This is a genomic window from Polyangiaceae bacterium (assembly GCA_016715885.1).
Taxonomy (GTDB): Bacteria; Myxococcota_A; Polyangia; order Polyangiales; family Polyangiaceae; genus Polyangium.
In genome coordinates this window covers 130,891-156,121 of the sequence record JADJXL010000026.1, presented here as the reverse complement: position 1 = coordinate 156,121, position 25,231 = coordinate 130,891, and the positions used below count along the sequence as shown (strand labels likewise).

The 25,231-nt window shown below is 60.3% G+C and carries 25 protein-coding genes; 9 read left to right on the top strand and 16 right to left on the bottom strand.

From position 1 onward, the window contains the following. Positions 1-30 precede the first annotated feature (30 nt). On the top strand, positions 31-852 hold the full coding sequence (locus IPM54_40505; GenBank protein ID MBK9266055.1) for a hypothetical protein: 822 nt from the start codon (positions 31-33) through the stop codon (positions 850-852). An 81-nt stretch (positions 853-933) separates the two neighbouring features. Here the strand turns inward: IPM54_40505 and IPM54_40500 are convergent, their stop codons facing one another. The 4 genes from IPM54_40500 to IPM54_40485 all read right to left on the bottom strand — a co-directional run bounded on the left by IPM54_40500 (position 934) and on the right by IPM54_40485 (position 4,259). After that, the gene (locus IPM54_40500; protein ID MBK9266054.1) at positions 934-1,311 is read right to left on the bottom strand and encodes a hypothetical protein; all 378 of its coding nucleotides are present in this window, start codon (positions 1,309-1,311) and stop codon (positions 934-936) included. Beyond that, positions 1,308-1,745 carry a hypothetical protein gene (locus IPM54_40495; protein ID MBK9266053.1) on the bottom strand — a complete coding sequence of 146 codons (438 nt, stop codon included), beginning with the start codon at positions 1,743-1,745 and terminating at the stop codon, positions 1,308-1,310. The genes IPM54_40500 and IPM54_40495 overlap by 4 nt, the downstream gene beginning before the upstream one ends. Positions 1,746-2,067: 322 nt before the next feature. Next, the gene (locus IPM54_40490; GenBank protein MBK9266052.1) at positions 2,068-2,493 is read right to left on the bottom strand and encodes a hypothetical protein; all 426 of its coding nucleotides are present in this window, start codon (positions 2,491-2,493) and stop codon (positions 2,068-2,070) included. A gap of 158 nt (positions 2,494-2,651) precedes the next feature. Continuing rightward, positions 2,652-4,259 carry a sulfatase-like hydrolase/transferase gene (locus IPM54_40485; protein ID MBK9266051.1) on the bottom strand — a complete coding sequence of 536 codons (1,608 nt, stop codon included), beginning with the start codon at positions 4,257-4,259 and terminating at the stop codon, positions 2,652-2,654. Between the two features lie 305 nt (positions 4,260-4,564). On the opposite strand from IPM54_40485, the gene IPM54_40480 reads away from it, so the two are divergent. Beyond that, positions 4,565-6,898, top strand: a complete 2,334-nt coding sequence (locus IPM54_40480; GenBank protein ID MBK9266050.1) for a hypothetical protein — start codon at positions 4,565-4,567, stop codon at positions 6,896-6,898. Between the two features lie 122 nt (positions 6,899-7,020). Here IPM54_40480 and IPM54_40475 read toward each other — a convergent pair whose 3' ends face one another. The 4 genes from IPM54_40475 to IPM54_40460 all read right to left on the bottom strand — a co-directional run bounded on the left by IPM54_40475 (position 7,021) and on the right by IPM54_40460 (position 9,328). Beyond that, positions 7,021-7,326: a hypothetical protein gene (locus tag IPM54_40475; protein MBK9266049.1), complete on the bottom strand. Its 306-nt coding sequence runs from the start codon at positions 7,324-7,326 to the stop codon at positions 7,021-7,023. A gap of 106 nt (positions 7,327-7,432) precedes the next feature. Further along, positions 7,433-7,927 (bottom strand): DUF3368 domain-containing protein, encoded by a 495-nt coding sequence (locus IPM54_40470; GenBank protein ID MBK9266048.1) that lies wholly within the window; start codon positions 7,925-7,927, stop codon positions 7,433-7,435. Further along, the gene (locus IPM54_40465; protein MBK9266047.1) at positions 7,924-8,178 is read right to left on the bottom strand and encodes a UPF0175 family protein; all 255 of its coding nucleotides are present in this window, start codon (positions 8,176-8,178) and stop codon (positions 7,924-7,926) included. Before IPM54_40465 ends, IPM54_40470 begins: the two co-directional genes overlap by 4 nt. A gap of 97 nt (positions 8,179-8,275) precedes the next feature. Next, entirely contained in the window at positions 8,276-9,328 is a 1,053-nt protein-coding gene (locus tag IPM54_40460) for a phosphoribosylformylglycinamidine cyclo-ligase (GenBank protein MBK9266046.1), read from the bottom strand. A 94-nt stretch (positions 9,329-9,422) separates the two neighbouring features. Between IPM54_40460 and mutT the strand changes: the two genes are divergently transcribed. Together mutT and IPM54_40450 are read left to right on the top strand one after the other, a co-directional pair. Next, positions 9,423-9,839: an 8-oxo-dGTP diphosphatase MutT gene (gene mutT / locus IPM54_40455; protein MBK9266045.1), complete on the top strand. Its 417-nt coding sequence runs from the start codon at positions 9,423-9,425 to the stop codon at positions 9,837-9,839. A 75-nt stretch (positions 9,840-9,914) separates the two neighbouring features. Next, entirely contained in the window at positions 9,915-11,288 is a 1,374-nt protein-coding gene (locus tag IPM54_40450; GenBank protein ID MBK9266044.1) for a flavin monoamine oxidase family protein, read from the top strand. Positions 11,289-11,293: 5 nt separating this feature from the next. Here IPM54_40450 and IPM54_40445 read toward each other — a convergent pair whose 3' ends face one another. The 3 genes from IPM54_40445 to IPM54_40435 all read right to left on the bottom strand — a co-directional run bounded on the left by IPM54_40445 (position 11,294) and on the right by IPM54_40435 (position 13,108). Then, a complete protein-coding gene (locus tag IPM54_40445) occupies positions 11,294-11,677 on the bottom strand; it encodes a hypothetical protein (GenBank protein ID MBK9266043.1) in 384 nt (127 codons plus the stop codon). 66 nt (positions 11,678-11,743) lie between these two features. After that, complete coding sequence (locus IPM54_40440) at positions 11,744-12,076, bottom strand: DUF2325 domain-containing protein (protein MBK9266042.1); 333 nt, start codon at positions 12,074-12,076, stop codon at positions 11,744-11,746. Positions 12,077-12,214: 138 nt separating this feature from the next. Next, entirely contained in the window at positions 12,215-13,108 is an 894-nt protein-coding gene (locus tag IPM54_40435) for a LysR family transcriptional regulator (protein MBK9266041.1), read from the bottom strand. 106 nt (positions 13,109-13,214) lie between these two features. On the opposite strand from IPM54_40435, the gene IPM54_40430 reads away from it, so the two are divergent. From IPM54_40430 to IPM54_40415, 4 genes are all read left to right on the top strand, one after another. Continuing rightward, positions 13,215-13,889: a YceI family protein gene (locus tag IPM54_40430; protein ID MBK9266040.1), complete on the top strand. Its 675-nt coding sequence runs from the start codon at positions 13,215-13,217 to the stop codon at positions 13,887-13,889. A gap of 86 nt (positions 13,890-13,975) precedes the next feature. Continuing rightward, entirely contained in the window at positions 13,976-14,182 is a 207-nt protein-coding gene (locus IPM54_40425) for an addiction module protein (protein ID MBK9266039.1), read from the top strand. Positions 14,183-14,319: 137 nt separating this feature from the next. Continuing rightward, positions 14,320-14,559, top strand: a complete 240-nt coding sequence (locus tag IPM54_40420) for a hypothetical protein (GenBank protein ID MBK9266038.1) — start codon at positions 14,320-14,322, stop codon at positions 14,557-14,559. After that, entirely contained in the window at positions 14,556-14,969 is a 414-nt protein-coding gene (locus IPM54_40415) for a type II toxin-antitoxin system VapC family toxin (GenBank protein MBK9266037.1), read from the top strand. Before IPM54_40420 ends, IPM54_40415 begins: the two co-directional genes overlap by 4 nt. 44 nt (positions 14,970-15,013) lie before the next feature. Here IPM54_40415 and IPM54_40410 read toward each other — a convergent pair whose 3' ends face one another. The 3 genes from IPM54_40410 to IPM54_40400 all read right to left on the bottom strand — a co-directional run bounded on the left by IPM54_40410 (position 15,014) and on the right by IPM54_40400 (position 19,198). Beyond that, positions 15,014-16,624: a HAMP domain-containing protein gene (locus IPM54_40410; protein ID MBK9266036.1), complete on the bottom strand. Its 1,611-nt coding sequence runs from the start codon at positions 16,622-16,624 to the stop codon at positions 15,014-15,016. Between the two features lie 96 nt (positions 16,625-16,720). Beyond that, a complete protein-coding gene (gene add, locus IPM54_40405; protein MBK9266035.1) occupies positions 16,721-17,971 on the bottom strand; it encodes an adenosine deaminase in 1,251 nt (416 codons plus the stop codon). A gap of 66 nt (positions 17,972-18,037) precedes the next feature. Continuing rightward, positions 18,038-19,198: a thioredoxin domain-containing protein gene (locus IPM54_40400; protein ID MBK9266034.1), complete on the bottom strand. Its 1,161-nt coding sequence runs from the start codon at positions 19,196-19,198 to the stop codon at positions 18,038-18,040. 173 nt (positions 19,199-19,371) lie between these two features. Here IPM54_40400 and rnr point away from each other — a divergent pair, with 173 nt between their 5' ends. After that, positions 19,372-21,717 (top strand): ribonuclease R, encoded by a 2,346-nt coding sequence (rnr, locus tag IPM54_40395; GenBank protein ID MBK9266033.1) that lies wholly within the window; start codon positions 19,372-19,374, stop codon positions 21,715-21,717. Between the two features lie 9 nt (positions 21,718-21,726). Here rnr and IPM54_40390 read toward each other — a convergent pair whose 3' ends face one another. Next, positions 21,727-22,734 carry an FHA domain-containing protein gene (locus tag IPM54_40390; protein MBK9266032.1) on the bottom strand — a complete coding sequence of 336 codons (1,008 nt, stop codon included), beginning with the start codon at positions 22,732-22,734 and terminating at the stop codon, positions 21,727-21,729. Between the two features lie 42 nt (positions 22,735-22,776). Next, a complete protein-coding gene (locus tag IPM54_40385) occupies positions 22,777-24,717 on the bottom strand; it encodes a chemotaxis protein (protein MBK9266031.1) in 1,941 nt (646 codons plus the stop codon). Between the last annotated feature and the right edge of the window lie 514 nt (positions 24,718-25,231).

The following is a 25,231-nucleotide window of genomic DNA, read 5'->3' as shown; positions in this document are numbered from 1 at the left end:
TCGTCGGCCTATGCGAAGGGCGTGGGCACCATGCCCGACACGACAGCCCCGACAGACCCGAGTGCGCTGCTTTTCCCGGCGTTTCTGTATGGCCCCCACGCCACCTGCCGGCGCAAGATGAAAGCCGAAGCGAAGAAGTGGGCGAAACGTTTCGAGGAACGTGGGGACTTTCCCGAGCCGAAACTGATTCCCGTGCCGCCGGGCTCGGTCATGATTTGTTCTGGCGTGGAAGCTGACATGATCGCGTTTGGGGAAGACACGTACGATCCGCATTGGTTTTTCTATTTGGTCGATTTCCTGCTGATGGAAGCAAGTGCAAGCTCTTCGCTTCCACGGGAGGTCTTCAGACCCAACTGCGAAGCATTCGCGTGTCGGTATCCCTGGGGTGCATTGGCCATTGCCATCACCCCGTGGGAAACCACCATCGCCCGCATGTCACAACGGTTGGAAGCGGTGTTGTCGTTTTGGGAACAGCTCGACACGTTGCGATATCTTCGTATCCGCCAATATACGCTGACGAGTCTGATGCACTATTATTATGAAGGGACCATTCGGATGTGGGTGGATACCCCCGCGGGAAGCGTCAAGGACGTTCTGCGCGCCGCCATGGAACGCATGCGCAATGCATCGGAGGATGAAATTCATGCGCGCATGATGAGGCGCTTGCATGAAGTTGCCGACTCGGATCCCGAATTGAAACATCGGGAATGGCTCAAATCGCCCGGTCTCCTCGAAGCGGAATTAACGCGCACCAACGCAGATCCGGCGTGCTACAACGAGTTGAGCACAGGCATCACGGGATCCTATTCAGATATCTTGCGCGATCTCGACGCCCAATACCCCGGCGGTTGATGCAAATTCGTTGCAACCACGCAAAGGCTCGACGATGCCCGAAACGACCGCCCGAAGTACGAGCGTAACAAAAATCGCAGTCTATCGTTCTTGAGCTCCTGGTGGCCCTTCTTTGCCAAGCACGAGATCTGCATAGTGCAGAAACTGAGGCGTTTGATCTTTTCGGTGGTCTTCGAGCATTTGTGAGAGCTGCCCGCGCAGCTTCATGGGCATTCGCGCGTCGAAGGCTCGAATCAGCGCTTCTTTGGTCAGCGTTGATCGGTCCTGCATGTCCGCCCATTTCCAAAACGCATCAATCATCTCCACTTCTTTTGCCGTGAGATGATTCAAGAGCGCCGAAATTGCATAATGGCCACGCGGCGGATTGACGGTATACATGAGCGAGCGTAAAACCTCGTCGAGGAACGCATTACGCGCCTTGATGTCCTCGATGCGTCGCTTGAGTGCTTTTTTTCTCATGGTTTCGACTCCGGCTCGTTCAATTCATCATCGTCGGGCTTGCGATTGGGATCAGGACCGAGAACGATATTGGCCCATTTGTGCCAAACTCCCATCTCGCCATCCGATCGATCCACGCGAAGAATTTCCTCGAGCTTTCCTTTTCGCGACGGAACATACTCGTCGAATGTCTCCAGCATCTCTTCGCGCGTCAGCGGTCCTTGAACCTCGCGTGAAAAATGAGAGTCCTCACGCTTGAATGCCCAGCGAAAAAAATTGTCGATGCCCTCGACGTCTGCCGCGACGAAATCGTTATTGATTGCATACATCAAGTAATGATAACGAAACGTCGTCGTCGGCTTGACCGCATGCGCGAGCGCCAGGACGGCGGCTTTCCGGAATTCCGTCTGAATTTCGAGCTCTTCGATCATTTGGAGAAGCTTTTTCTTTTTCATCCTGCGGCTCCTCGTTTCATGGCACGATCGTCAGCACCTGCTCGATCCAAAAACCAGTAATTCGTGCTGTTTCTCTGGCAACACCTGCCGCAACGAGCGACTTCATCACGCTGTCTCGCACAAACGCGCATTCCGAGCGGAAATCAGGGTCGCGACGCCGGTTGCCGAGCTTCCAACATGCCCCGCGTGGCTCCGTAGATGACCCGGATCGTCGACGCAGCGGCGCAACCCCCTCCGCAGTAGGCGTCGAGGGTCCGGTCGGCGAGATCCTCCGGCGGGAGCTTGCCGGCGGGGAGCGCCTTGCAAAACTCCTTTTCGATGATCATCGCCGGGACGCTGGATCCGAACGGACTCTCGCCACCTTTTTGCGCGGCGGCCTCGCGGCCTTGCCCACGGGCTGGCACTTGCCGAAGAGCTCCTTGGCCGCGGTGATCTGCGCGGCGGGTAGGCCTTTTTTCGCGAGCGCGTCGAGCGATGCGTGCTGCTTGGCTTCGATCTTCGCGCACTGGGCGCTCACGGCCGCGGCGTCGACGTCGGCCATGAGCGCCGGCTTTTCGGGCGCCTTGGGTCCGGCCGCCGGGGCCGCCGCGCTCGCGGGAGCCGAGGCGGCAGGCGCGGATGCCGTCGGCGCGGGCCGGGCCGAGGTCCCCGGGGCGGGGGAAGGTGTTGCACGTTGCGCTGGGCCGCAGCCCGCGAGGAGGGACATCGAGCCGAGAGAAGCGAGCAGGCGAAGGCGGGAGGTGGACATGAGAGCGAGCTCCTTGGACGCGCCGACGATAGGAGGAAGGCGCCGCGCTCGTCCAGCGCTGAATGCGAGTAAACCGTCATTTTCGACAATTCCCACGCAGCCGAGGGGCGACGTGCGCGGGTTTTCATGGGCGCATGAGAAAGCGGCCCATTTCGACGTCATCGACGCTGCGGATGCAATGCTTTGCGCTCGCGTACTTCAGCCAGGAGACTTTCGAGTTTGTCTTCGGCAGCGCGTGAATCACGGGTCTTGTGCCCGAAGTGCGCCAAGTTGTTCTTTTCGGTGGGATCCGCATCGAGATCGTACAGCTCGTATTCGGACTTGTCCCGCTCTTCGGCCTTCGTCGTGGGATCACCGATGAGCGAATTCTTGTACGACCGCGCGTATTTCCATAACCGTCCTCCCGAACCATCATCGAGCCGCGTAATGATCGCTTCGACTTTTGCCGGTTCGGCGACGGCTTCGTACGATCGTCCCGTCACCGTGGTTTGATCGAGCCCTTCGGAGACTTCGTCTTCCGTAATGAAATAGATGGGTTCGTCCGGGATATTGCCATTTTGCAGATGGCGCGACAAATCTCGCCCCACGAGCGGCTGCGCTTCGGTGTGCGTCGACGCCAATGCTTTGCGCACTGCGTCCGCATCGATACCTGCCAATCCGAGCAGCGTCGGCAAGAGATCGACATGCGATGTCGGCTGTTGAATTTGGCGGCCAGGTTCGAGCCCCGGAGCACTGATGAGCAGCGGAACACGAATCGCTTCGTCGTAGGCATTGTGCCATTTCTGGTGCATGCCTCCATGCGCGCCCAGCATATCGCCATGGTCGGACGTATAAAGGACGATGGTATTGTCCCCAAATCGCGATGCGCGCAGCTTCTGGTAAATCCGCCGCACTTCCTTGTCGACGAGCTTGTGCAGATAATAGTAGAATCGCCGGAAGAGCGGCAATTGTGGTTGAGGTAAAAACACGCTGCCGTATTTCTCGACGTAATCAGCTTGGCAACTCGGCTTCGACCGCAACGATTCATCTTGGGTCGGAGGTTCGGGAATTTCGGGCACCGTTTCGTCGTCGAAAACATATCCCCACGAGCGCCACAAAATGCCGAAAAGAACGATGTCGTGTGGATTCACGAGCGGCGCGACGAGCAGCCACGGCGTTTCATCGGTGCTGGCATGCAGCTCGTCGAGGCGCGCGACGACTTGGTCGGCGAACAGCGGATCGCGCAAGAGGCCACAATTGGATTGGGCCGCGCCATGCGGATCGGGTCCAATCCAACCATCGAACCCATACGAAGCGAGGCGATTGGCATTTTTGTAGAGCGTATGATTGGGCTCGACGACTTTCCCCGCAGCGTCGCTCGATGCAATCGGCGTTTGCGTATCGGGCGTCATCAAGTCTGCATGGGAAACGTGCCACTTTCCATGGTAAAACGTCCGGTATCCTGCGGCACGAAAATAATGACCCATCGTCGGAACGGTGTTCGGGTCGAGCCAAAACATGGCGGGGTCACGCGCTGATTTCGCCGCACCATCGGTCGCTCGAACACCATGAAGCGTGGGATAATGACCGGTGAACAGCGACGCGCGACTCGGCACGCACGCGGTGGATGCTGTATAATGGCGATGAAATTCGACGCTACGGGCACGAATTTCTTGTTGACCGGGGAGCTGCTCCCGGCGATAGCGCGCGATTTCGTCGGTCTCGTACACCGGCGGATACCGCTCTTCGTCAGTCATGATCACGAGTACGTTGGGACGTCGTTGCATGAATCCGAGAGTATGCTGAACCAATACGAAAATGGAAGCGCCTTGGCGAAGCGCCAGAAATTTCATCGCTCGGTCATGTGAAGGGCGGAAGGAAAGGGCATTGGCAAACGCACGCCATTGGGGAGGGTCTCGAACGGCTCTCGGGAATCCCCACACGCGTTCCCGAGGCTCCCGAACGGCTCTGGGGAATCCCCACACGCGTTCCCGAGGGTCTCGAACGGCTCTGGGGAATCCCCACTCGCGCTGCAGACCGTCGCGAAGCCGTGTGTCGATGCGCCAGACGCGTCGTCGACGCTCGTCAAGGCGTGGTGTTCGCGTGCGGATCGCTTTCCGGCGGGATGCTCCTAAAGCTAATCCGCTTCCCCGGGTTTTTGCAATGCGGTCAAAAAGGGTTAGGGGAATGGCCGGCGATGGGGGGCGAGGCGATTATGAAAAACGCCACGCTCTTGCCCATTCAACCCAACGCTTGTTACTCTTCTCTTCCCGCCACGGAAAGGGCAACAATGAGGGTCTGGGTTTCTCAATTTCCAGTGTCAGGCGAGCCGCGCGGCACGCCTGAAGATAGGCTCGCGTATCAGGCCCTCAAGCAGCTTGGGATCCCGAACCCCTGCAGGACGCATACGCAGGCCCTCGAGGAGCTGGCCGACAAGTTACGTCGCGGCGTGTTCGTGGTCGGTTGGGAGGACGGCGGCTACTGCGCGAATATCAATTTCCCGGAGCAAAAACAAAAACACAAGGAGGAGATCTCCCCTGACCTGCCGGTGGTAAAACCCTGCCAGATCAAGATCACCGCGCAGAAGCAGCAGAAACGCACGGCGCTCTCCAAGGGCATGTTGGAACTCCTCGAGGCGCTCAACGTGTCCGGCGCCACGACCGAGGAGGATTTGGCGACGACCATCGCGCGAATGCCGACGTTCTTGCTCAATAGTTTGCTCAACATGCTCACCTCGAAGGACATCGCATCGAAATTCTCCGAAAGCGATCGGTCCTTGCTGTACAATGCGTTCCTCAATCAGATTCGAGCCCACGACCTCATCAAACAGGAGGTGGAGCGGCGCAAACAAATCGCGAAGAGGAAACGACGATTCATCCTCTCAATGGGGATTCGTCTGACCGAGATCGCCGACATGCTGCTGGCTGGGGAGCACGACGTCGCGATGCTGGAAGCTTTCGAGTCGCTCCGGAAAGACTTCAGCGACCTGCACAGCAGCTACGCGGAGTACAAAGACATCCACCTCCTCTCGATGGAGACCTCCAAAAAGAAGCGCGACAAGATCTGGGATCGAGCGATCGATCGCGACGTCAAGGCGGTTATCGGCTCCGTTTCCCTCGAAGACAAGATCACCAAAACCGTCGCCAAGCAGCTCCTTCCCAGCAATCAGAGGGGCAAGGAAAAGTATTTGGGTCTCCACCACCCGAGCTCGTACATGAAATCGCTCAACATCCATGTCTACGATTACTTTTCGTGGCTGTCGGCGATGACCAAGCTGATCGTTTTCCGTCGTGAGATGCAGGACGACACCATGCGGACGTTCATGCACCGGGTTACGGGCGAGACCTTTCATGCGTTCACGCAAATCACCCTGGGCTCAAATCAATATCCCTCCGGCGTTTGGATACACAACACCAAGTCGATTGCGGGAGAGGGCGCGACGCGCGTGATTTCGTTCGTCGACGGGCAAGGCAACATCATCAACCCCGACGTCCACGACAGCAGTACGGACCTCAGCGCGCTGAGCATTGTCGACATTTCCTACGAAGAGCTCACCGCCACCATCAGCGAGATCCGTGATGTCCACCTGGAAGGCAGCGACGTCAAGCTCGCCGAATTGCTCTGTAATGTCATGGGTTTCCGGGACAGTGGCTACCGGCTCAAGCTCCGGACCTTCGAGCTGCCGCTCACGTACAAGCCGAAGATCAAGAACCTCCTCACCGGCGAGCTCGTGAAAATGCAGCCGAAGACGAAGCTGACGCTCGGGAACATGTGCATTACCTTCCTCTCGATCCTATTTCTCACCGAACCGCGGCACGCTCTGCCCATGTGGATAGCAAACGTGGATACATTGGAGTGTGTTGCTGCAGGGCAACTCACATTCGATCACTTGCTGCAGGCGTCGCTGATCTGCTCGGTCAACGCATGTATTGGCAAAGCAACACTGCGTCTCGTGAATGAACCCACGGCCGACCTCACCTCCATCGGGAACCTGCTCGCCTCGGGCAATACCGCCGCGAATACTTTGAGCCCCAAGCTCAGGCACACCCGCAAGCTGAAGGAGATGATCATGCCGGCGTGCACGCTTTACTTCAAGGGCCACTCCCCCGACGGCGTGCAGACAGTACTCCGACGGATAGAGATCGACATGGGCGGGAGCATTTACCAAAACCTCACGATATCGCCCTGGTTCGTCGAGGAGCTGGATTGGAGCAGCGATCAGCCGGATGTCTCCAAGTTCGGGAAGGGACTGAAGAACAAAGATCGGCGGCGCTTTATCATCGAGCCCAACCAGAAGCTCTCAAGCGACGACGAGGAACTCTTGATCAAAGCGCGTATGCTCACGTTTGTCGCCCCAATTGCGAAGATGCTCCTGCTCCGCGAGATGTATCTGGAAATCGGCATCTTTCGGCGCAATTGGCTGTGACACCAAGTCGGCATGGGCTCAGGGTACGCCATACGTCGTGTACGTCGCGCTGCATGGGTCGTTTCTGCAACGGTTTTCTCGAAATGCTCAGTTTGGTAAGCGAGCGATGTGCAAAGCAAACGTCACGGCGCTGGCAACACAGTAAACCCCGCAGCGACGGCTGCGCTGCTGAGCTTCGCGTCGAAGCAGACGAATGCACGATTCCGAGGTTGCTCATGACACAGCACGAGCGCTGCGGCGAGCTGCAGCGCGTCGGCGGCCCGCAGGCCATGCTGCGCCAGCAGGGACGAAGCGATGGACCGGACCAACTCTGTGGGTATTACTTCCAATGCCGCTTCGCTCATCGCCGCGAGCCTCGTCTGAGCTGCCGACAATTCCGCCGAAGACAACGCCTGTTCACGATGAAGCCGCTGAAGGGCACTTTGCACCTTTAACGCGGTTCCGCCCGCGCCAAACCTTCGCGTATCGCGTCGGGCGTCAGCGCGACCCGTCGCCATTTCATCGACCCGGCGCACTCTGGGTAAACGTTGCAAACTACTCCGCTTCCCCGGCTTTCTGCAATACGGTCAATCGAATAGGTGCAGCGAGTCGAAACCCGAACCCTTCGAGGCGGTCGAGCTCTGGGCGAAGGTATTCAATGACGCCTCTTTCCTTCGCAACAAGAAGTACGCCAATCGTACCAGATATTCGTAATCCAAGCGCAGTTGCAATGCGCCGCGCTTGACCATCATCGAGAAGCAAGAGCGCATTCTGCGTCGTGCGAGCAAGCGCAATCCCCTCGGTTTCGCCACTGCCCAAGCCCTCGATTCCTTTGAGCGCATTTGCCGAGGGCGCTCGCAGCTCGATCCAGGGAAGTGTCGCAATATCTGGCAGATCCCGTCCTAGGCGAATGCCCAAATTGATCTCTGCCACGACGGCAGGCGGGACGATGACCCGTCCATAGAATTGCCGTAAAATTTCCAGCCGCCCAAGTCGATGTAGATAGCTCAGTGGACCCGTGTCACTTATGACCGTCGTCGATGCAATCATTTTATTCCGATTTTAGCGGTTTCGGTGTCGGCGGGCTCATACGTGGCCGTCGGAACACCTGCATCGGCAAGCCGAGCCGCGAACCCGAATCGCTCCATTCCAGCGACTTCAGCAGCCTTGGCCAGCGATACGCGACCCTCCTGATAGAGCCGCACCGCCGCGGCAAAGGCCAGTTCAGAAGCCAAGCCCTCTACCGAAACATGCAGTGCGCTTGGGAGATCGTCCGGTACAACCAGTGCTACGATGGCCATACACGTTTGTTACTGCGGTGAGGGCTTCGTGTCGAGCGCCCAGGCGGTTTGTGTCGTCGTTTCCAACAGGCACGTGCCAACCACGCACCCCCACCACCTACCCCCCAAACCGCACCCGCTCCTCGAATTCCACATCCGCACCCACGTCAATCACCTCACCCAATCGAAATGCCTTTTCCCCCGCCGCGTGAAGCACTTCGAGCGCCCGCGATTCGCTTTCCTTCGCTGCAATCACGCACAACCCCACGCCCAAGTTGTACGTGCGGCGCATTTCAACCTCCTCCACCGGCCCGCCTTCCGCAATGACACGGAAAATCACCGGCCGCTCGAATACACCCATATCAATGCGCGCCCCAAGCCCCTCCGGCAATACGCGCGGCAAGTTCCCAGGCAAACCTCCCCCCGTAATGTGCGACAATCCATGCACGCCGTCCCCCAATGCAGCAAGCAAGTCTCGCACCGCGCGCACGTAAATGCGCGTCGGCTCGAGCAGCGCCTCACCAACCGTGACATCCGTGCCCGGAAGTTTGTCTTGGACACCGAGCCCCAAACGCTCGAACAATACTTTGCGTGTCAACGAATATCCGTTTGAGTGCAAACCACTCGAAGCGACGCCGATCACCACGTCTCCTGGACGAACACGCGTTCCATCCAGGATCTTCGCACGCTCGACGACGCCGACGGCAAACCCCGCAAGGTCGTACTTTCCAGGCTCGTACATGCCCGGCATCTCGGCCGTTTCGCCCCCGAGCAGCGCACAACCAGCTTGTTTGCAGCCCTCCGCGATGCCTCGAACGACCGATTCACCAACGTCCACTTCGAGTTTGCCCGTGGCGAAGTAGTCCAGGAAAAACAGGGGCCTCGCGCCGCACGTGATGATGTCGTTCACGCACATCGCGACGAGGTCGATGCCGATCGAGTCGTGAACGCCCGTCGCAAATGCGACTTCGAGCTTCGTGCCGACGCCGTCGGTGCCGCTCACGAGGATCGGATCGACAAGGCCACTCGGAAGCGCACACAGGCCCGCAAAGCCGCCGATGTCGGTGACGACTTCGGGGATTCGCGTGGGTTTTGCGAGTTTTTTGATGCGCTCGACGAGGGCATCGCCGCGATCGATGTCGACTCCCGCTTGGCTGTACGTGATGGGCATGCTGCGGTGGATGTCACATCTTTCAGCGCGCGCAAATTGTCTGTACAGAACGCTTGCTCGCCGCACCGTTGTGCTACGTTTGCCGCGCCGAACCATGCCCACCTTGCAAACTCCAGTGATCGTCGCAGCAGCCGTGCTCATCGAGGGCGGGCGTGTGCTCATCACGCAACGAAAAAAAGGCACGCACCTAGCGGGCGCGTGGGAATTTCCCGGAGGCAAGGTCGAGCCCGCCGAAGACCCGCGCGATGCGCTCGTGCGTGAGCTGCGCGAGGAAATCGGCATCGAAGCGGTCGTGGGTGATCCGGTCGAAGTGACGTTTCACAAGTACCCCGAAAAATCGGTGCTGCTCTTGTTTTTTGCGGTGACGCGACGTGACGGATCTCCCGAGCCGCAGGCGCTCGATGTGGCGGCGGTGAAGTGGGCCGCTGCGGAGGCGCTCGATGAGGCGCTCTTTCCGCCGGCCGACGTGCCGATCCTGGCGAAAGTGCGCGCTCTGCTCGGCGCGTCCTGATGTGAAAAAGTCGAGCCATTTCGTGGCTGTTTTGCGTACGATGTGCGGCTGAGAAGTGGTGTCGAGGAGAGGACCATGAGCATGTCTGCGTCGCGCGTCTTGGGAGAAGCTCGGGTGGCCGTCGTGGGAGCGGGACTGAGTGGGCTCGTGGCTGCGCGAAGGCTCGTGGATGCGGGCGTGAGCGCGCTGGTGCTCGAAGCGCGAGACAGGGTAGGGGGCAGGACGCTGAGTCACGATGCGGGGCATGGGGATCGCATCGAGCTTGGGGCGCAATGGCTGGGTCCGACGCAGGACCGCATGTTCAAGCTGGTGAACGAATTCGGTTTGTCCACGTTCGCGCAATACCACGAAGGCAAAAAGGTCCTGGCACTTGGCAACATGGTATCGACGTACAAGTCGTCGATTCCGACGTTGTCGATGGTGGGAGCGGTGGATTTGGGCGTGACGATTCAGCGTATCGAGTCGATGGTGAAAGACGTGCCGCTCGACAATCCCTTGGCTGCTGGAAAAGCCGCCGAATGGGATGGAATGACGGTCGAAACGTGGAAGCGTCGGAACGTGAAGACGCAAGGCGCCAAGGCGCTCATCGATACGGCCGTGCGTGCGATATTTGCGGCGGAGCCATCGGAAATATCCTTTTTGTTTTTCTTGCATTATCTGCGTCATGGCGGGGGCCTCATGCGCATGAGTGAAATCAAAAATGGCGCGCAGGAAATTCGTTTGTCCGAAGGATACCAAGAAATATCCAAGCGCCTCGCTCAAAAGCTCGGTGACCGCGTCATCTTGAAGGCGCCCGTGCGGCGCATCGAGCAAGACGACAGCGGCGTGACGATATCGACGGATGCTGGGACGGTGCGCTGCGAGCGGGCCATCGTCGCGGTGCCTCCGGTGCTCGCGGGGCGAATCGATTACGAGCCGGACATGCCCACGTCGCGGGATCAGCTCACGCAGCACGCGCCGATGGGCAGCGTCATCAAATGCATCGCAATGTACGAAACGCCATTTTGGCGGAAGGCTGGATATTCGGGCGAGGCGATTTCGGATCGAGGTGGAGTGAAGCTCGTATTCGACGATTCGTCGAGGGACGGGACGCGCGGGGCGCTCGTGGGATTCATGCTGGGCAAGGACGCGAAGCATTACAGTGGCAAAGGAATGACAGCGCGTCGAGATGCGGCGGTGGAGAGCTTTACGAGGCTGTTTGGGCCGCAGGCATCGTCGCCCATCGATTACATCGATCACGATTGGCCGGCTGAACGGTGGTCGCGCGGGTGTTATTCGGCGGTGATGGGTCCGGGCGTGCTGTCGGCGCACGCGGCGGCATTACGAGCGCCGGTGGGGCGACTGCATTGGGCGGGCACGGAAACGGCGCGCGTGTGGATGGGATACATGGAAGGCGCGGTCGAAGCGGGTGAACGCGCGGCGGATGAAGTGACGGGGGCATTGAAGTAACGAGCTTACGCCTTCGTTTTGCCCTTCTGCGCAAATCCCACCGCAATCGCAATCCCCGCGACGACGAATGGCAATACTCCAATCGATGCGCCCACCGGCACGCATTGTCCCGCTTCGTCGTAACCAGCTTCCCGAATTTTTTGCTTAAATTCGGGAGATATCGACGGCCCGCTCAATGCCGCATCCGTCTGTTGCCGGCCCCAAATCATCCCTGCAAAGCCGACACCCGGAGCACCGAGCGACATGGCCAGCGCGAGCACGCCAAGCAGAATGCTTCCACGCGGCTTCGCGACTGCCAATGCCAGCGCCGTGATGGCCACGAGCGTCGCCAAGATGCCCGCAGCCAGCGCCGCAAACGCCGGCCAACCACACTCACGAAAACTCTCCATGCTCGAATGCCTTCCTTGGTGCGTCCGAGCATAATCGAAGAAACGTTCGGCCGTCGCGTGAAATCGTCAAGCCGCGAACTGCTCGAGCGCCCCGCGCAGCGCCGATATCGACGCACTTCGCAAATAGAGCACCGGCGCTCCATCGATTCCCAGGTTGGCCACTTGATCGCGCAGCGCGTGCGAGACCATGTTCACCATGATCACCACCAGCGCGATTTTGCCAGCATCTCGCCGCGCACCTGGCGGCACCTTCGTCTCGTAATGACGCAGCGAAAGCCCGTGGCTCTGCGCTACGTCCCGATACCGACCGGAAAGACCCCCATTGCCGCCAATGACGAGCACGGTCTTTCCACCTCGTGAATCCTTCTCGACGCTCTGGGCATGGGTTTGTTGGTTCATGCCACAGACCCTGAGCAAGCGCTGGGCCAAGCTCTACCTTGCCGAAATCCACGGGCTTCTCGCAGCCCACGGTTCTATTCCCCGCCAGAATGTCGCCGTCTTGTCAGAATGTGCTGCCAACTTGACAAAGGGCCCAGTTCAGAGCTTGAACCGGCTGACGAACACGTCGATGAAGGCCCGGACCTTGGTCGGCATGTGCTTGCGATACGGGTGCACGACGAAGATGGACGGCTCGCCGAGCGCATGGTCAGGTAAGATGCGCTTCAACCGATGGGCCTCGATGTCCGCGGAGACGATGGACATGGGCAATCTAGCCACCCCAACGCCATCGATGACCGCTTGGCGAAGCATCACGATGTTGTCGGTTATCAAACTGCCTGAAATGGTCATTGTCAATGTTTGCCGTCCCGAGCGGAATGTCCATGTTCGTCCGAGGGACCCGAGGCGCAGGCAATTGTGTTGTGCGAGGTCGTCGGGAGACGCTGGTTCGCCGTGCTTTTGTACATATGCGGGCGAGGCGCACAGGATCATGCGTTCGCGACCAATGCGCCGGGCCACGAGCGTCGATGGTTCGAGACGTTCGGCGACGCGGATTGCGACGTCGAAGCCTTCGGCGACGATATCGACGTGGTGATCCGATAATGACACGTCCAGCACCAGGCGCGGATGTAGGATGTGCAGTTCGCGCACCAAGGTGGGCAAATGCCACAAGCCCATTCCGACGGGCACCGTGACACGTACCACCCCCTCGGGCTCGCGGAAGGCACTGTCGAGCGCCCCTTGGGCTTCGTCCGCGGCAGCCACGAGCCGAGCACACTGCTCGTAAAGGTGTCCACCATCGGGTGTGAGGGAAAGGCGCCGCGTGGTTCGGTGCAAGAGGCGCACGCCGAGTTTTGCTTCGAGCGCCGAAATGCGGGCGCTCACGACCGACTTCGACAAACCCAGCGTGGCGGCTGCGCCGGTGAAGGAGCCTGCTTGGACCACGCGGGCAAAGACCGCCATCGAGACCACATTGTCGAGCATCGCACTCATGATTGTTCGTTCTGCCGAACAGTCTTACCTGATGTGGGCCCCTAATCAAGAGGCGCAACATGAAGCATGTTACGGCCGACGTTTGACCGAAAGGAACCTTTTTGCGATGAAGACCATCCGTTACGCGCTTTTTGCCGCATCTTTGCCGCTTGTGCTGTCACTTGCTGCTTGTGAGGACCCGGCGAAGGACAAACCCAAAGCGACCGTCGAGGCGCCGAAGACCGAGGCCAAGGCGACACCGTCGGCGGCTCCTGCGGTTGCGGCGGTGCCGGCCAAAATGGAGACGCTCGAGGTGGATGCTGCCAATTCGAGCATTGGTTTCATCGGTTCGAAAGTGACGGGCAAGCACGAAGGCAAATTCGAGAAGATCAGCGGCAAGATTACGCTTGCGGATGGCAAGGCCGAAGGTGGTTCGGTAACTTTCGAGGTGGACACGGCGTCGGTGAAGACGGATGCCGAGGACCTCGACAAACACTTGAAGAATGCGGACTTTTTCGAGGTGGAGAAATTCCCCAAGGCCACGTTTACATCGACGGCGATCAAGCCGGGCGGTGAGAATGGCGCGACGCACATGGTGACGGGGGATCTCGATTTGCGCGGCACGAAGAAGTCGATCACATTTCCGGTGACGATTGCGATTACGCCCGAGGGCGCGACGGGTACGGCCGAGTTTTCGATCAATCGAAAGGACTTCGGCATTACGATTGCGGGCAAAAAGGACGATTTGATTCGCGACGACGTGTTGATGAAGATTTCGCTGAAGGCGCCGAGGAAGAAGTGACGAACGGATAGACGTTGCGGACGAGCGCCCGATGCGTTTTCATCGGGCGCTTTGCATTAGCGAGCGGCTTGGTGTAGCGTGTTTGCATGCGATCGGATCGTGAGGAGAAATATCCCCTTTGCGGTACGCCCTACCGCCTCGACGAACCAACCGAGCCTGCTGTGCCTGCGGAGGACTGGGATGCGGTTATAAGGCAGCGCCTAGAGGATATCGATGCGGGCGAGGTAAAACCAGTTCCGTGGTCTGAGGCCCGCGAGCGTATCTTTGCTGCCGCACGCGGTAGCCGCGGGTGAATGATATCATTCGCGGGTGGCGGGGGCGTCGGCTTTTCAGCAATCGGCGAACACAGCGGCTTTCCAGCGTTTTCGTCACACCTTCAGCCGATCTAGACAACCACTCGAAACGAGGTAGTCTTGGTGACGAGGACATCATGAGCATGACTGCCACATCGTTGGAAGAGGCCATTCAGCGGCTTCGGCTCGACCCAGGTCATCCGGTTGAGGCGGTCGTTGGCGACCTTCGCGTCGAAATTCGCGTGAAGGCGCCGCCGTCCGCGGCAGATTTGTTTCGCGAGATCGGGCCGTGGGAGGGCGAATCAACAGAGGAGTTGCTGCACATTCTGGATGAAGAGAGGCGGCGTGGGGGGAGCGGGGAGCCTCCAGCGTTGTGAAATACGCACTTGATACGAATATCGTGGTTGCGGCGCTGAACGGGCTTGGGTTCGTGCGAGTCAAGCTGGCGGCGCTGCACGCGCAGGACGTCGTTTTGCCGGCGCCAGCCGTCGCCGAATTGTACTTTGGTGCGCGTGCATCCAGTCGGGTGAACGAGAACGTGGCGCGAGTCGATCGTCTTGTTGAACGATTTGCCGTGTTACCATTCGATGAAGCTGCGACGCGTCGGTTTGCTGAAATCAAGGCCGCCTTGCGTACCATTGGGCGCGCGAAATCCGATTTTGATTTGGCTATTGCCAGTATTGCGTTGGCCCATGGGGCTACGCTCGTTACCCACGATGCAGCGCTGCTCGATGGCACAATTGCTGGGCTTCTCGTGGAAGATTGGCTTGCAGTGAAATCTTTGTAGGCTAATAATCCGGCGTTTGGCCGAATGACAATTGAATGATGAGCCTACCCCGCGCCCGATTCCTCCGCTGACGCCGCCCGCGCGGACCTATCGAGCGCTGCCAATGCTTCGGGCGTGCCTTCCCGAGGCAATCGCACCTCGAAACGAGCGCCCCCGAGCGGCGAAACCAATGCGTCGATCGTGCCACCATGATCGACGATGATTTTCTTCACAATCGTCAGACCAAGTCCCGTTCCGTCGTGTTTGGTCGTCACATAAGGATCGAAAATCTGATCCCGCACGGCGGGCGCGATGCCGGGGCCATCGTCGTCGATGTCGATGACGTGCGTCGCATTGTCGGATTTCACCGACACCGCAATCGTTCCCAGTTTGCCCTGGTGGTTTTTCCCTTTTGCATCGCGCAAGGCTTGAGCTGCATTCTGCACGATGTTCACCAATACTCGGTGCAGCATCTCGCGATCGATGACCGTGGGCAATGGTTTGTCCGGGATGTCGTAGCGAAGGTCGACCCGTCCGAGCAGAGCTGCCTCGTCATCGCGTCCTTCGGCGCTGGCGGCAAAATGATCACGCTGTTCGCGCAAAAATTCCCCTAGGTCCGCACTGGCAAGCTCGGCTTGCGGCAAACGCGCGAAACTGGAAAACTCGCCCACGAGCCGCCGCAATGTGCCCACTTCTTCTTCGACCACTTCGAGCGTCGTTTGCAAAATGCGGCGATATTCCGCATCTTGTCCGCTATAACGCCGGTGGCATTCCTGCACCGACAATTGAATGGGCATCAGTGGATTTTTGATTTCATGCGCCAAGTGCCGAGCAATCTTTTGCCATTCGCTCACGCGGCGCAAAAATTCGATGCGTGCCCGGCTTCGCTCGAGCTCCTCCAGCATCCGATTGAATGCGCGCCCCAAGTCGGAAACTTCGTCTTCTCCTGTGACGTGCACGCGCACGGTGAGATCTCCCGCCGATACCGGACGCATGGCTGCTCCGAGCGCCGCAATTTTTCGTGCAACGGGCCGAGCCACGACGAGCCCTGCGCCAACCGCCAGCAGAATCAACATACCAAAGAGCAGCCCGAAAGCCCGCGTGTACGTCGTATCGACGTATTCCTCGCGATGATGCTTTTCAATTTGATGGTATGCTTGGACAAACGACTGCGCCTCCTCCATTTCTGCAAATCGAGCGTTTGGCGTGGAGAACGTCGCGACGAGCGACAAACCATTTTCATCGACCGCATCCCCCATCGGCTTTCGCACGGTAAAGACGCGTTCTACGGCCGGATCGACGGGTTTTTCCCGTTCTCTCCTCCCCAGGACACGACCATCGGGCGCTTCGACGGCGAGCGATACCAGCGACGCATGCTCGGCCATTGCCCCGACAAACTCCGTTTCGATCGCACCCTTGTCGGAAGCTCGCGCGGCTCGTTCGAGACCCGGACGTAGTGCGATGGCATCCGCTTCGTACCGCATCGATTGCTTCGTGACGCGCGCAAGGTCCGCATACAGCCCGAGCGCTCGGTCGAGGTGCACGCCGAATTCAGGCTGAAAGGCGACAGCACTGACCCGAGCCACCATCGCGCGCGCCATGAAGAGCGCTGCCACGAGCGGAATGACCGCCGTGACGAGCACCGCGAATACGACGCGCCTTTCGGTACGGCCCATCGTCAACGCTGCTGGTTTGTCAGGGACTTCCGCTGGGACTCGTTTGTCGGGGTGGGTGCTTTTGGCTGGTTCGTCGGGGCCTGTCACGCCCCGATTCTAATTCGCACTGCTCGTGATTGCGCGATCGACCGACGACGGCGCTGCGTCGTCCGGGCACAAATCCACCGGATCCAAGCTGCTTAGCATCATCGCCGGGCCGCTGTCTCGCGGAGACCAAGCGTCCGTGCCACGTCGCTGCGACGTTTCCGAGGGCTGTGGCGACGACGGCAGAATCCGCCCGTCGGGCAAGAACCGCTCGAGCTCTTCCGTGCAGCGGCGCAAATAGGACTGCTTGATGTGAAACGGCATGAACGCGCTCTTGAAGCCCGAAACGATGATCGACTTGATGTCGGGCAACGCCATTCCCATCTTCGCATGGCAGATCCACAGTTCGTTCGAAACCGTAGTATCCGTGACGAGACGGTTGTCCGTGTTCACCGTCACGCGCAGCCCGAGGTCGTAGTAGAACTTGAGCGGGTGTGATGCGAGGCTTCGTACGGCGCCCGTTTGCACGTTCGACGACGGACACGCTTCCAGCGGGATGCGATGGTCGTTGACGTAGTGCAAGAGGTCACCGTTTTCGCGAAGGCGACACCCATGGCCGATGCGATGCGCGCCGCAGACGTGAATCGCCTGGGCGATGGATTCAGGCCCGTACGCCTCGCCCGCGTGGATCGTGCAGTTGATGTTGTTGTCGCGAACGAGCTGAAACGCTGCTTTGTGATGCTTGGCCGGGTTGTCGTATTCAGCGCCCGCCAAGTCGAATCCAACGACGCCGCGGTTCTTGTACGCCACGGCGAGCTCCGCCATTTCCAGCGACGAGTGCGGCGAGATGTTGCGAATGCCGCACACGATCACGGCACTCTCGACGCCGAGCTCCTCGTGCGCCGCGCGCAACCCCGCGAGCACCGCTTCGACGACGCTCGTGAGCTTCAGGCCGCGCCGCGTGTGCAGCATCGGCGAGTAGCGCACTTCCATGTACTTCACGTTCTCACGCGCCGCGTCTTCGGCAAGCTCGTACGCGCATCGATACAGCGCTTCCTCCGTCTGCAAGACGCGCAGCGTGACGTCGAACGCCTTGAGGTACTCGACGAGCGAGCCGGTGTTTTGGCCGAGCCGCATCGATTTGCGCAGCTCGACGGGATCTCGCGAAGGCAGCTCGACGTTCTGCTTTCGCGCTAAATCGATGATGGTTTCCAGCCGAAGCGATCCGTCGAGGTGAACGTGCAGATCCGTCTTCGGCAGTTGCTGGAAGAACTCCAAAGGCAGCGTGGTCGAGCTGCCTGCTTCCGTCGTTTCCTTTTCCATGTCGGAGTGTTGCACGTTCGGGCGTCGTGCGGGAGCCCGATCCTCGAAGTCAGCAAAAGGCTGGCATCACGCTGCGGGTTCTTTTGCTTCAGGCTTGTCTCGGCGGGCACTCACGTCCGCGGCGATCGTCACGCCAATCGCCGTCGCAAATGCGGCCCCGATGAGGGCAAACATCGACCACAAGGGCAGCGCCGGATGCGGACCGCTCAGCTCGGATTGCACGGCTTGTTCGAGGCGCTCGGGATTGAAGCCCAGCACGACGCGTTTTCCTACGAAGTTGAACGGTAATCCGCGCCCTCCGAGGTCGACGAAGAGTTTCTTGTCCGCCTCGAGTTTCGCCTTCGTTTCGGGTGACTTCACGCACGCCAGCATGGCCGTGGCGTTGGCACCGGCACTCGCCGCGAGCGCGATGGTTCCATCGGGTGTGAGTTTGTCCGTGGGCGCTTTGTAAAGTTTGTCCGCGACCGCTTCACGCAAAGACTCGGGCGCGCACAGGTACGCGAGGGCCGCTGGCTCGGCGCCCGGATGACTCGAAAGCGGCATCATTTTGCGGACGAGGCGCACGCGACCTTCATAGCGCTCCTCGATGCCGTGAATCACCGGATGCATCTTGCGGCAGAACGGACATTCGAAGTCCGTGAAGCCTACGATCGTGAGTTTGTTCGGGACTTGCTCGGCTTTGATCGCTTCCGGAAGCGGCGGTTCCTTCGGAAATTTCCCCCAAATGTACGGCGCAACCATGCCAATCAGGGCGGCACCGATCCACGACAAGGTCACTCCCCGTGCCGCGGGCAAACGCACCGATGCTTCGTCTTTGCGCGCGTTCAGCCACACCCAAGTTGCCGCGATCGCTGCGACGATCGCCGACGTATCGACCGCGACGCACCATTCGCAAAACGCGCCGATCGCCGACTGTTGTAGCCAGAGCAGGTAGAGCGCAAAGAGAGCTCCGAGGCCCGTCAGAACAGCAAGTACCGCGTGCTGCAGGCGTGTCTTGGCCACGAGCGCCAATGCGAAAAGAGCTGCGTACGCAGCACGTCCCAGATCGGGCAGCGGAAGGTAGCCAAACAGGTACGCGTAGCCGGACGTGCGCACGGCAAAACACCCCGACTGCACGCCGCAAAAGGCGGGATCGCCCGCGTTTGCGTATTCGACCACGAGAGCCGTGGACGCCGTGAGCGCCACGAGCAATGCCAGGCGGAGCAGGAGGACGGGCAGGAGACGCATCGCGCCTCATGTTTCGCACAAGCACGGGCCTTTCGCAGCCTGCTTGGTGCAATACGTGCTACGAGCCCAAACCACACAGTACGCCCAAGTAGCGATTCGTACCCAATGACGCTCGTAATTCGTTTGCTCCAGCCAAGTCGCGACCCGAATTGTCCGGGAGCGCGTGTTTTCCCATGACCCAGATCGGACGTGCAGCCGTTGCCGATGTGCTCGCTCAGCAGAGCCAACCCGTGCACATCCACGAGATCGCCACGCGGCTCGGCTTGACAGAAGGTGCTTACGAGGCGCTTCGTCGCGTGCTCGATGATCTCTGCTGGGATGGAAGCGTCGTCGCCCTTGCTGGACAACGGTTTCGTCTCGCAAAAGCGGCCCGTCCGACGGAGCGGCACACCGAGCACATAGGCATCCTCAACGCCAACCCGCGAGGTTTCGCGTTCGTGTCGGGTGCCGGCTTGGCGGATGATGTTTTCATTCCGGCCGAAGGGCTGCGTGGAGCGATGCATGGCGACATGGTGGCCATTCGCATCGTCACGAGGTCGCGACGAGGTGCGGAAGGCGAGGTGTTGCGCATCGTCAAACGCAAGCACACGCGCGTTGCGGGCTTGGTGCGCAAGCGCGGCCGAAGCTTGTGGCTCGAACCCGATGACACGCGCATCCGCGGGCCGATCGTGCTCGCCAAGGAATCGATGATCCGCGTGGAAGACGGATGCGCTGCCGTCGTCACGATCACGCGCTTCCCCGAGCTACACGACGAAAATCCCGAAGGCGTGCTCGAAGCCGTGCTCGGAGAACCCGGCGACCCCAACGTCGAGGTCGCGAAGATTCTCGTGCGCGAATCCATCGAAGAAGAGCACCCGGCCGCATGCATCGCCGAGGCGCAAGCGTACGGAACCGAAGTACCCGAAGAAGCGCTCGTAGGGCGCGAAGACCTGACGCACCTGCCGCTTCCGACGATCGACCCCGAAGATGCTCGCGACCACGACGACGCCGTGTCGGTCGTGCGTAACGACGACGGTACGTATCGAGTCTGGGTCGCGATCGCCGATGTTTCGCATTACGTGCGACCAGGAACGGCGCTCGACGACAACGCAATGCAACGCGGCAACTCGATCTACCTGCCCGATCGAGCCATTCCCATGCTGCCGCGAGCGTTGTCGTCACATCTGTGTTCGCTCCTGCCGCATGTTCTTCGCTTGTGCCTGTGCGTGGAGATCGACCTCGATGCGACCGCACACGTGACGAAGGCGCGTCTGTTCGAAGGCTTCATGCGCTCGCGTGCGAAGCTCACCTACGGCGGAGTTGCTCGTGCGCTCGGGCTCGTCAAGGAAGGCGCGAAAAGCGAAGCAGCCGAAGCCATGCGCGAAGACCTCGTCGTGATGTACGAGCTGACGCGTCTACTTCGAGCGCGGCGGCTTCGTCGTGGAGCGCTCGACTTCGATTTGCCCGAAGCAAAAGTGGTGCTCGAACCGGATACGGGCGCGCCGATCGATGTCGTCAAACGCGCGCAGGATCCGGGAATCAAGAAGGCATACCAAATCGTCGAAGAGCTGATGCTCCTTGCCAACGAGACCGTGGCGCAGCAGCTCACGTCGCGCACGGTTCCCGCGATCTTTCGTTGCCACGCGCCGCCGGATCCGACGCGGCTCGAACGCTTCGTCGCGATGTGCACGGTGCTCGATGTCGCCTTCGAACCGGAAGATGCTTCCGATCCAAAACGTCTCGCGACGTTCTTGAAACGCATCAGCGTTCATCCGCGCAAACAAGTGCTCCATTCGCTCCTGCTTCGAGCGATGAAGCAGGCGCAGTACGACGTCGTGAACGTGGGCCATTTTGGTCTCGCATCGAGCGCGTATCTGCACTTCACGTCGCCCATTCGTCGATACCCGGACCTCATCGTTCATCGAGCCGTTCGCGCCATGCTTCGTCGTGAGCCCGTCGACGAAAGCGATGAAGCCGCGGAACGACTGCGCCTTGCTGCGACGACGGCATCCGACTGCGAACGAAAAGGCATGGAGGTCGAGCGGGAGGTGGTCGATCTCTACCGCGCGCTCTACATGCGGTCGCTCACGGGTTCCATTCACGAGGGCGTCGTTACGGGGCTCGTGGGCTCCGGCGTGTTCGTCACGCTCGAGCACCCGTTCGTCGATGTGATGGTGCGTTTCGAGTCGCTCGGAAATGACAGCTACGCGCTCGACGAGACCGGCCTGTACGTCGTGGGAGGTCGCAGCGGCGAACGCATCACGTTTGGCGACACGATGCTCGTGCAGATCGAGGACGCCTTGGTTTTGCGGCGTTTGGTCGTGGCCAAACGTGTCCTCCGCGCAGACGACGAAGAGGGCGCCGGCGAGGACGACGAGCGTGCGCGGTTTGCGAGCGACAAACCGAAGCGTCGCACGAAAAAAACCAGGTCAACCGTACCCGACAAACCTTCTCGCACAGCTCGCCCAGAGAAGAGCACCACGAAAACGAAGACCAAAACGATCAAGAAACAGGCGGGCAAGCCGAAGAAAGCGCGTTGATGCGGCGCTTCAGTGGCGAATGAGCCACATGAAGCCGACGATGCTCAGGACGAGCACGGCGGCGGCGAATAGAAAGACGAGCGCATCCGTGATGCTCCAGCTCGTATCGGCCGCCGCGGTTGGTTGCGAGGATCGAGGCATCGGCTGGATCGGTTCGGATTCGGATGATTCGGGCGGGGCAGGGGTCGCGTCGCTTTCCGTTCGAGGGCACGGTGGCGCATCGCCCGGCTGCATGACTTCGTCCGCGCATCGGGACAACTCTGCCAGCGCGACCGCCGCGGGGTACTCGAAGACCACGACGTTCTTGCCAAGCTGCAACTTCTGTCCGACGCGCCAAGGTGCGTCGGTTTGTCCGAGAACCGCGCCTTCGAGGGACGCCGTGTTCGATCCAAGATCTTTGACCAGCAACGAATCGCCCTTGATGCCGATCTCGACGTGTCTTCGTGCTGCACTTTCGTCGTCGAGCACCAAGTCCACATCGGGCGCACGTCCCACGACGTAGCGCCGCGATGCGTCACCGATGTCGAGCAACTTGCCGGCATCGGGACCTTCGGACACCACGAGCTTCGGGCCGCCGTCTTCGCCTTGTGTTGCGAGTGCACGCGTGATGAGCCCGAGCGCCAACGCTTTGGAGGCCGCTGGAGTTGCGTTCGCAACCAGCAGCGGATCGATCCGAATTTCCAGCCACACACGGCCTACGCGAACCAAGTCGCCGGAGCGCACGACGCGTGGTGATTGCGGCGCGAGCAGCACCGAATCGAGCGCTGTTCCATTCGTGCTGCCTTCGTCCACGATCACTAGCTCGTTCCCACGCTGGCGGAGCGATGCGTGTCGCGCGCTGACGCTCGGATCGGGCAGGCGCAGCTCCGACCCTTCCCCTCGACCGATGAAGATCCGTGGCATGTCGAAGACCAGCGACGCTTCCGCGGTCTTCGATGTCTCCAAAGCACGTGCGGCAAGCCTGTCCGCCTCTTGTTCGAGCGCGTCGGCTTGCCGCACCGTGATCTTGACTGCCATGGGACCTTGGGTCGTTCGGCGCGGGCATTTCCGCGCCGAACGCTACGCGGCGACGCTCCGCCGCAATCGCTCGAGTGCGTTTCCGAGTTGGCGGAGCGTTTGCTCCTGAGCGCGTGCTGCTTCTTCGATCTTCTTGGCTGCGTCGAGGATCTGTTCGCCCTTGTGGCTCCAGGTGCGCTGCGACGTGTTCAGGTTGTTGATCATCGCCGAGATCTGCTCGATCGAGCTGCTCATCTGCCTGCCGCCGCGAGCCTGCTCCTGGCTCGATCGCTCCACGTGTTGCGTGATGGTGCGCATCTTCTCGGCGCTCTTCATGATGAGCTCCGAGCCGCGTGCTTGTTCGGCCGTTGCTGCAGCGATCTGCTGCACGGTTTCCGCGATGCGACCGATCGCATCCGTGACCTGCTTCGATCCTTTCGCCTGCTCGACCGTTGCACGCGCGATCGCGCGCACCATGTTCGTCGACTTCTGCGAGCTCTCGGTGATCTTCTTCAGCGCGCGCTCGGCTTCATTCGAAACCTCGACGCCGCGATCGACGTTGTGCGCACCGCGTTCGACGGCGGCGATCGCGTTCTTGGACTCCTGCTGAATCGTCTTGATCAGGTCGGAAATGTCCTTGGTGCTGGCGCTCGAACGATCCGCGAGCTCTTTGATTTGTTCTGCAACGACTTGGAAGCCCTTGCCGTGTTCACCTGCCTGCGCCGAAAGGATGGCGGCGTTCAGCGCGAGCAAGTTCGTCTGTTCCGCGACTTCGTCGATGGTATCGAGGATCTGACCGATGGCTTCGATGCGGAAGTTCAGGTTCGAGATGACGCTGACGGCTTCCTGGCTCGATTCCTTGATGCGGTAGATCTCGCTGATCGTCTTCAGAATCGCTTCGGCACCCTTTTCGGCGTCCATCGCGACTTCTTCGGACAGACGCGCCGTCTCGTTCGCGTTCGACTGCACTTGGTCGATCGACACGTCCATCTGATTCATCGACGAGCTGGTTTCCTCGGCCGTGAGGGACAAACCGTCGACGTTCTTGGCCACTTCGCGGATCGAGTAGGCCATCTCTTCGATGGACGAGACCGTTTCACGGACGCTCGCGGCAAGCTCACCGACGTTCTCGGCAACTTCGTCGCTCGTGGCGGTCATCTCCAAGATGCTGGAGCTCGACTCTTCAGCGCTCGTCGCGAGCATCTCGATCGCCTGCGCAAAGCCGCTCAGCGAGCTGTTGAAGTCACGCGAGTTGGCCGCGGTTTGCTCGACGGAGGCCATCACGGTGCCGAGGCCGTCGCCAAGGCGCGGCAAGTAATCTTCCACGACACCGAGCACTTCGCCGAGGTCGGCACGGCGCTTCTGTTCACGTTGCTCGGCAACCGCCATGCGTTCACCAAGCCCGCTCAGCTCCATGAAAATGCGAGCAACTTCGGGCTTGGCACCCGAGGGCGGACGCACGCGCTCACCCGTTGCAGCGCGTTGCACGGCATCCACCAGCTCGCCTTCCAGCATGTGCATCGCTTCGGCGAGCTCGGCACGTCGTTGGTGGTCGCGTTGCTCGGCGGTCGCGAGGCGTTCACCGATTGCCGCGAGCTCCATGTAAATACGCGCAACCTCAGGCTTGGCGCCGGCCGGCGGCCGCACGCGTTCGCCTGCGACCGCACGCTGCACGCCTTCGACCACGTCCGCTTCGACGGCCGCGAGCGCTTCCACGAGCTCATTCTTACGTTGCGCCTCACGCTGCTCCGCCGTTACAGCACGCTGCTCGGCTTGATTCGAGCGCTGTTCGGCTGCCGCAAGGGACTGCTCGGCAAACATCGCGCGCTGCTCTGCGCCGGCGATGCGCTGCTCGAGCGATGCGAGACGTTGTTCGGCCGCATTCGCTTGTTGCTCGGCTGCACGCGCGCGTTCTTCGGCGACGAGCGCCTTCTTCTCCGCGGCACTCGAAGCATCGCGCACGGACTCCGCTACGCCCGAAAGCTCCGCATAAATGCGCGCCATTTCGGGCTTCGTCCCCGCGGGCGCTCGCACGCGTTCGCCCGTCGATGCACGCTGCAAAACCTCGAGCAACTCGTCGACGTTGATCGCATTCGCGCCGCCGCCCTCTTCGAGCTTCTTGACTTCGGCGTCGAGCTCGTTGGTGCGTTTGGCGAGCCGAGCGACCTCGTCGTACACATCGGCGAGCTCGCCGGTGACGCCTTCGGGAATGCTGGGCTTTTTGCCCCGTGCCGCTGCCTTCAGTGCATCGACGAGTCCGCCGAGACGAACCGCTGCACCTTGCGACGAGCTCGCGATGAATATCGCGATCGCGGCGCCAAGGCCCACGAGGTAAAAAAGTTCAGACGTGTAGTCTTTGAGCAAAGACTTTGATCCCATGCCGAAAAATGACAGCGGCAATGAGAACGACTGCGGGGGGCCCGAGCTGCCTTGAGTTCATGATGGACGCGGCCTGCGGGTGAGGCACGACGCGCCTCGATCCCGCCCGTAATGAGCGGTGGCTTCGAGCGCGAGACGC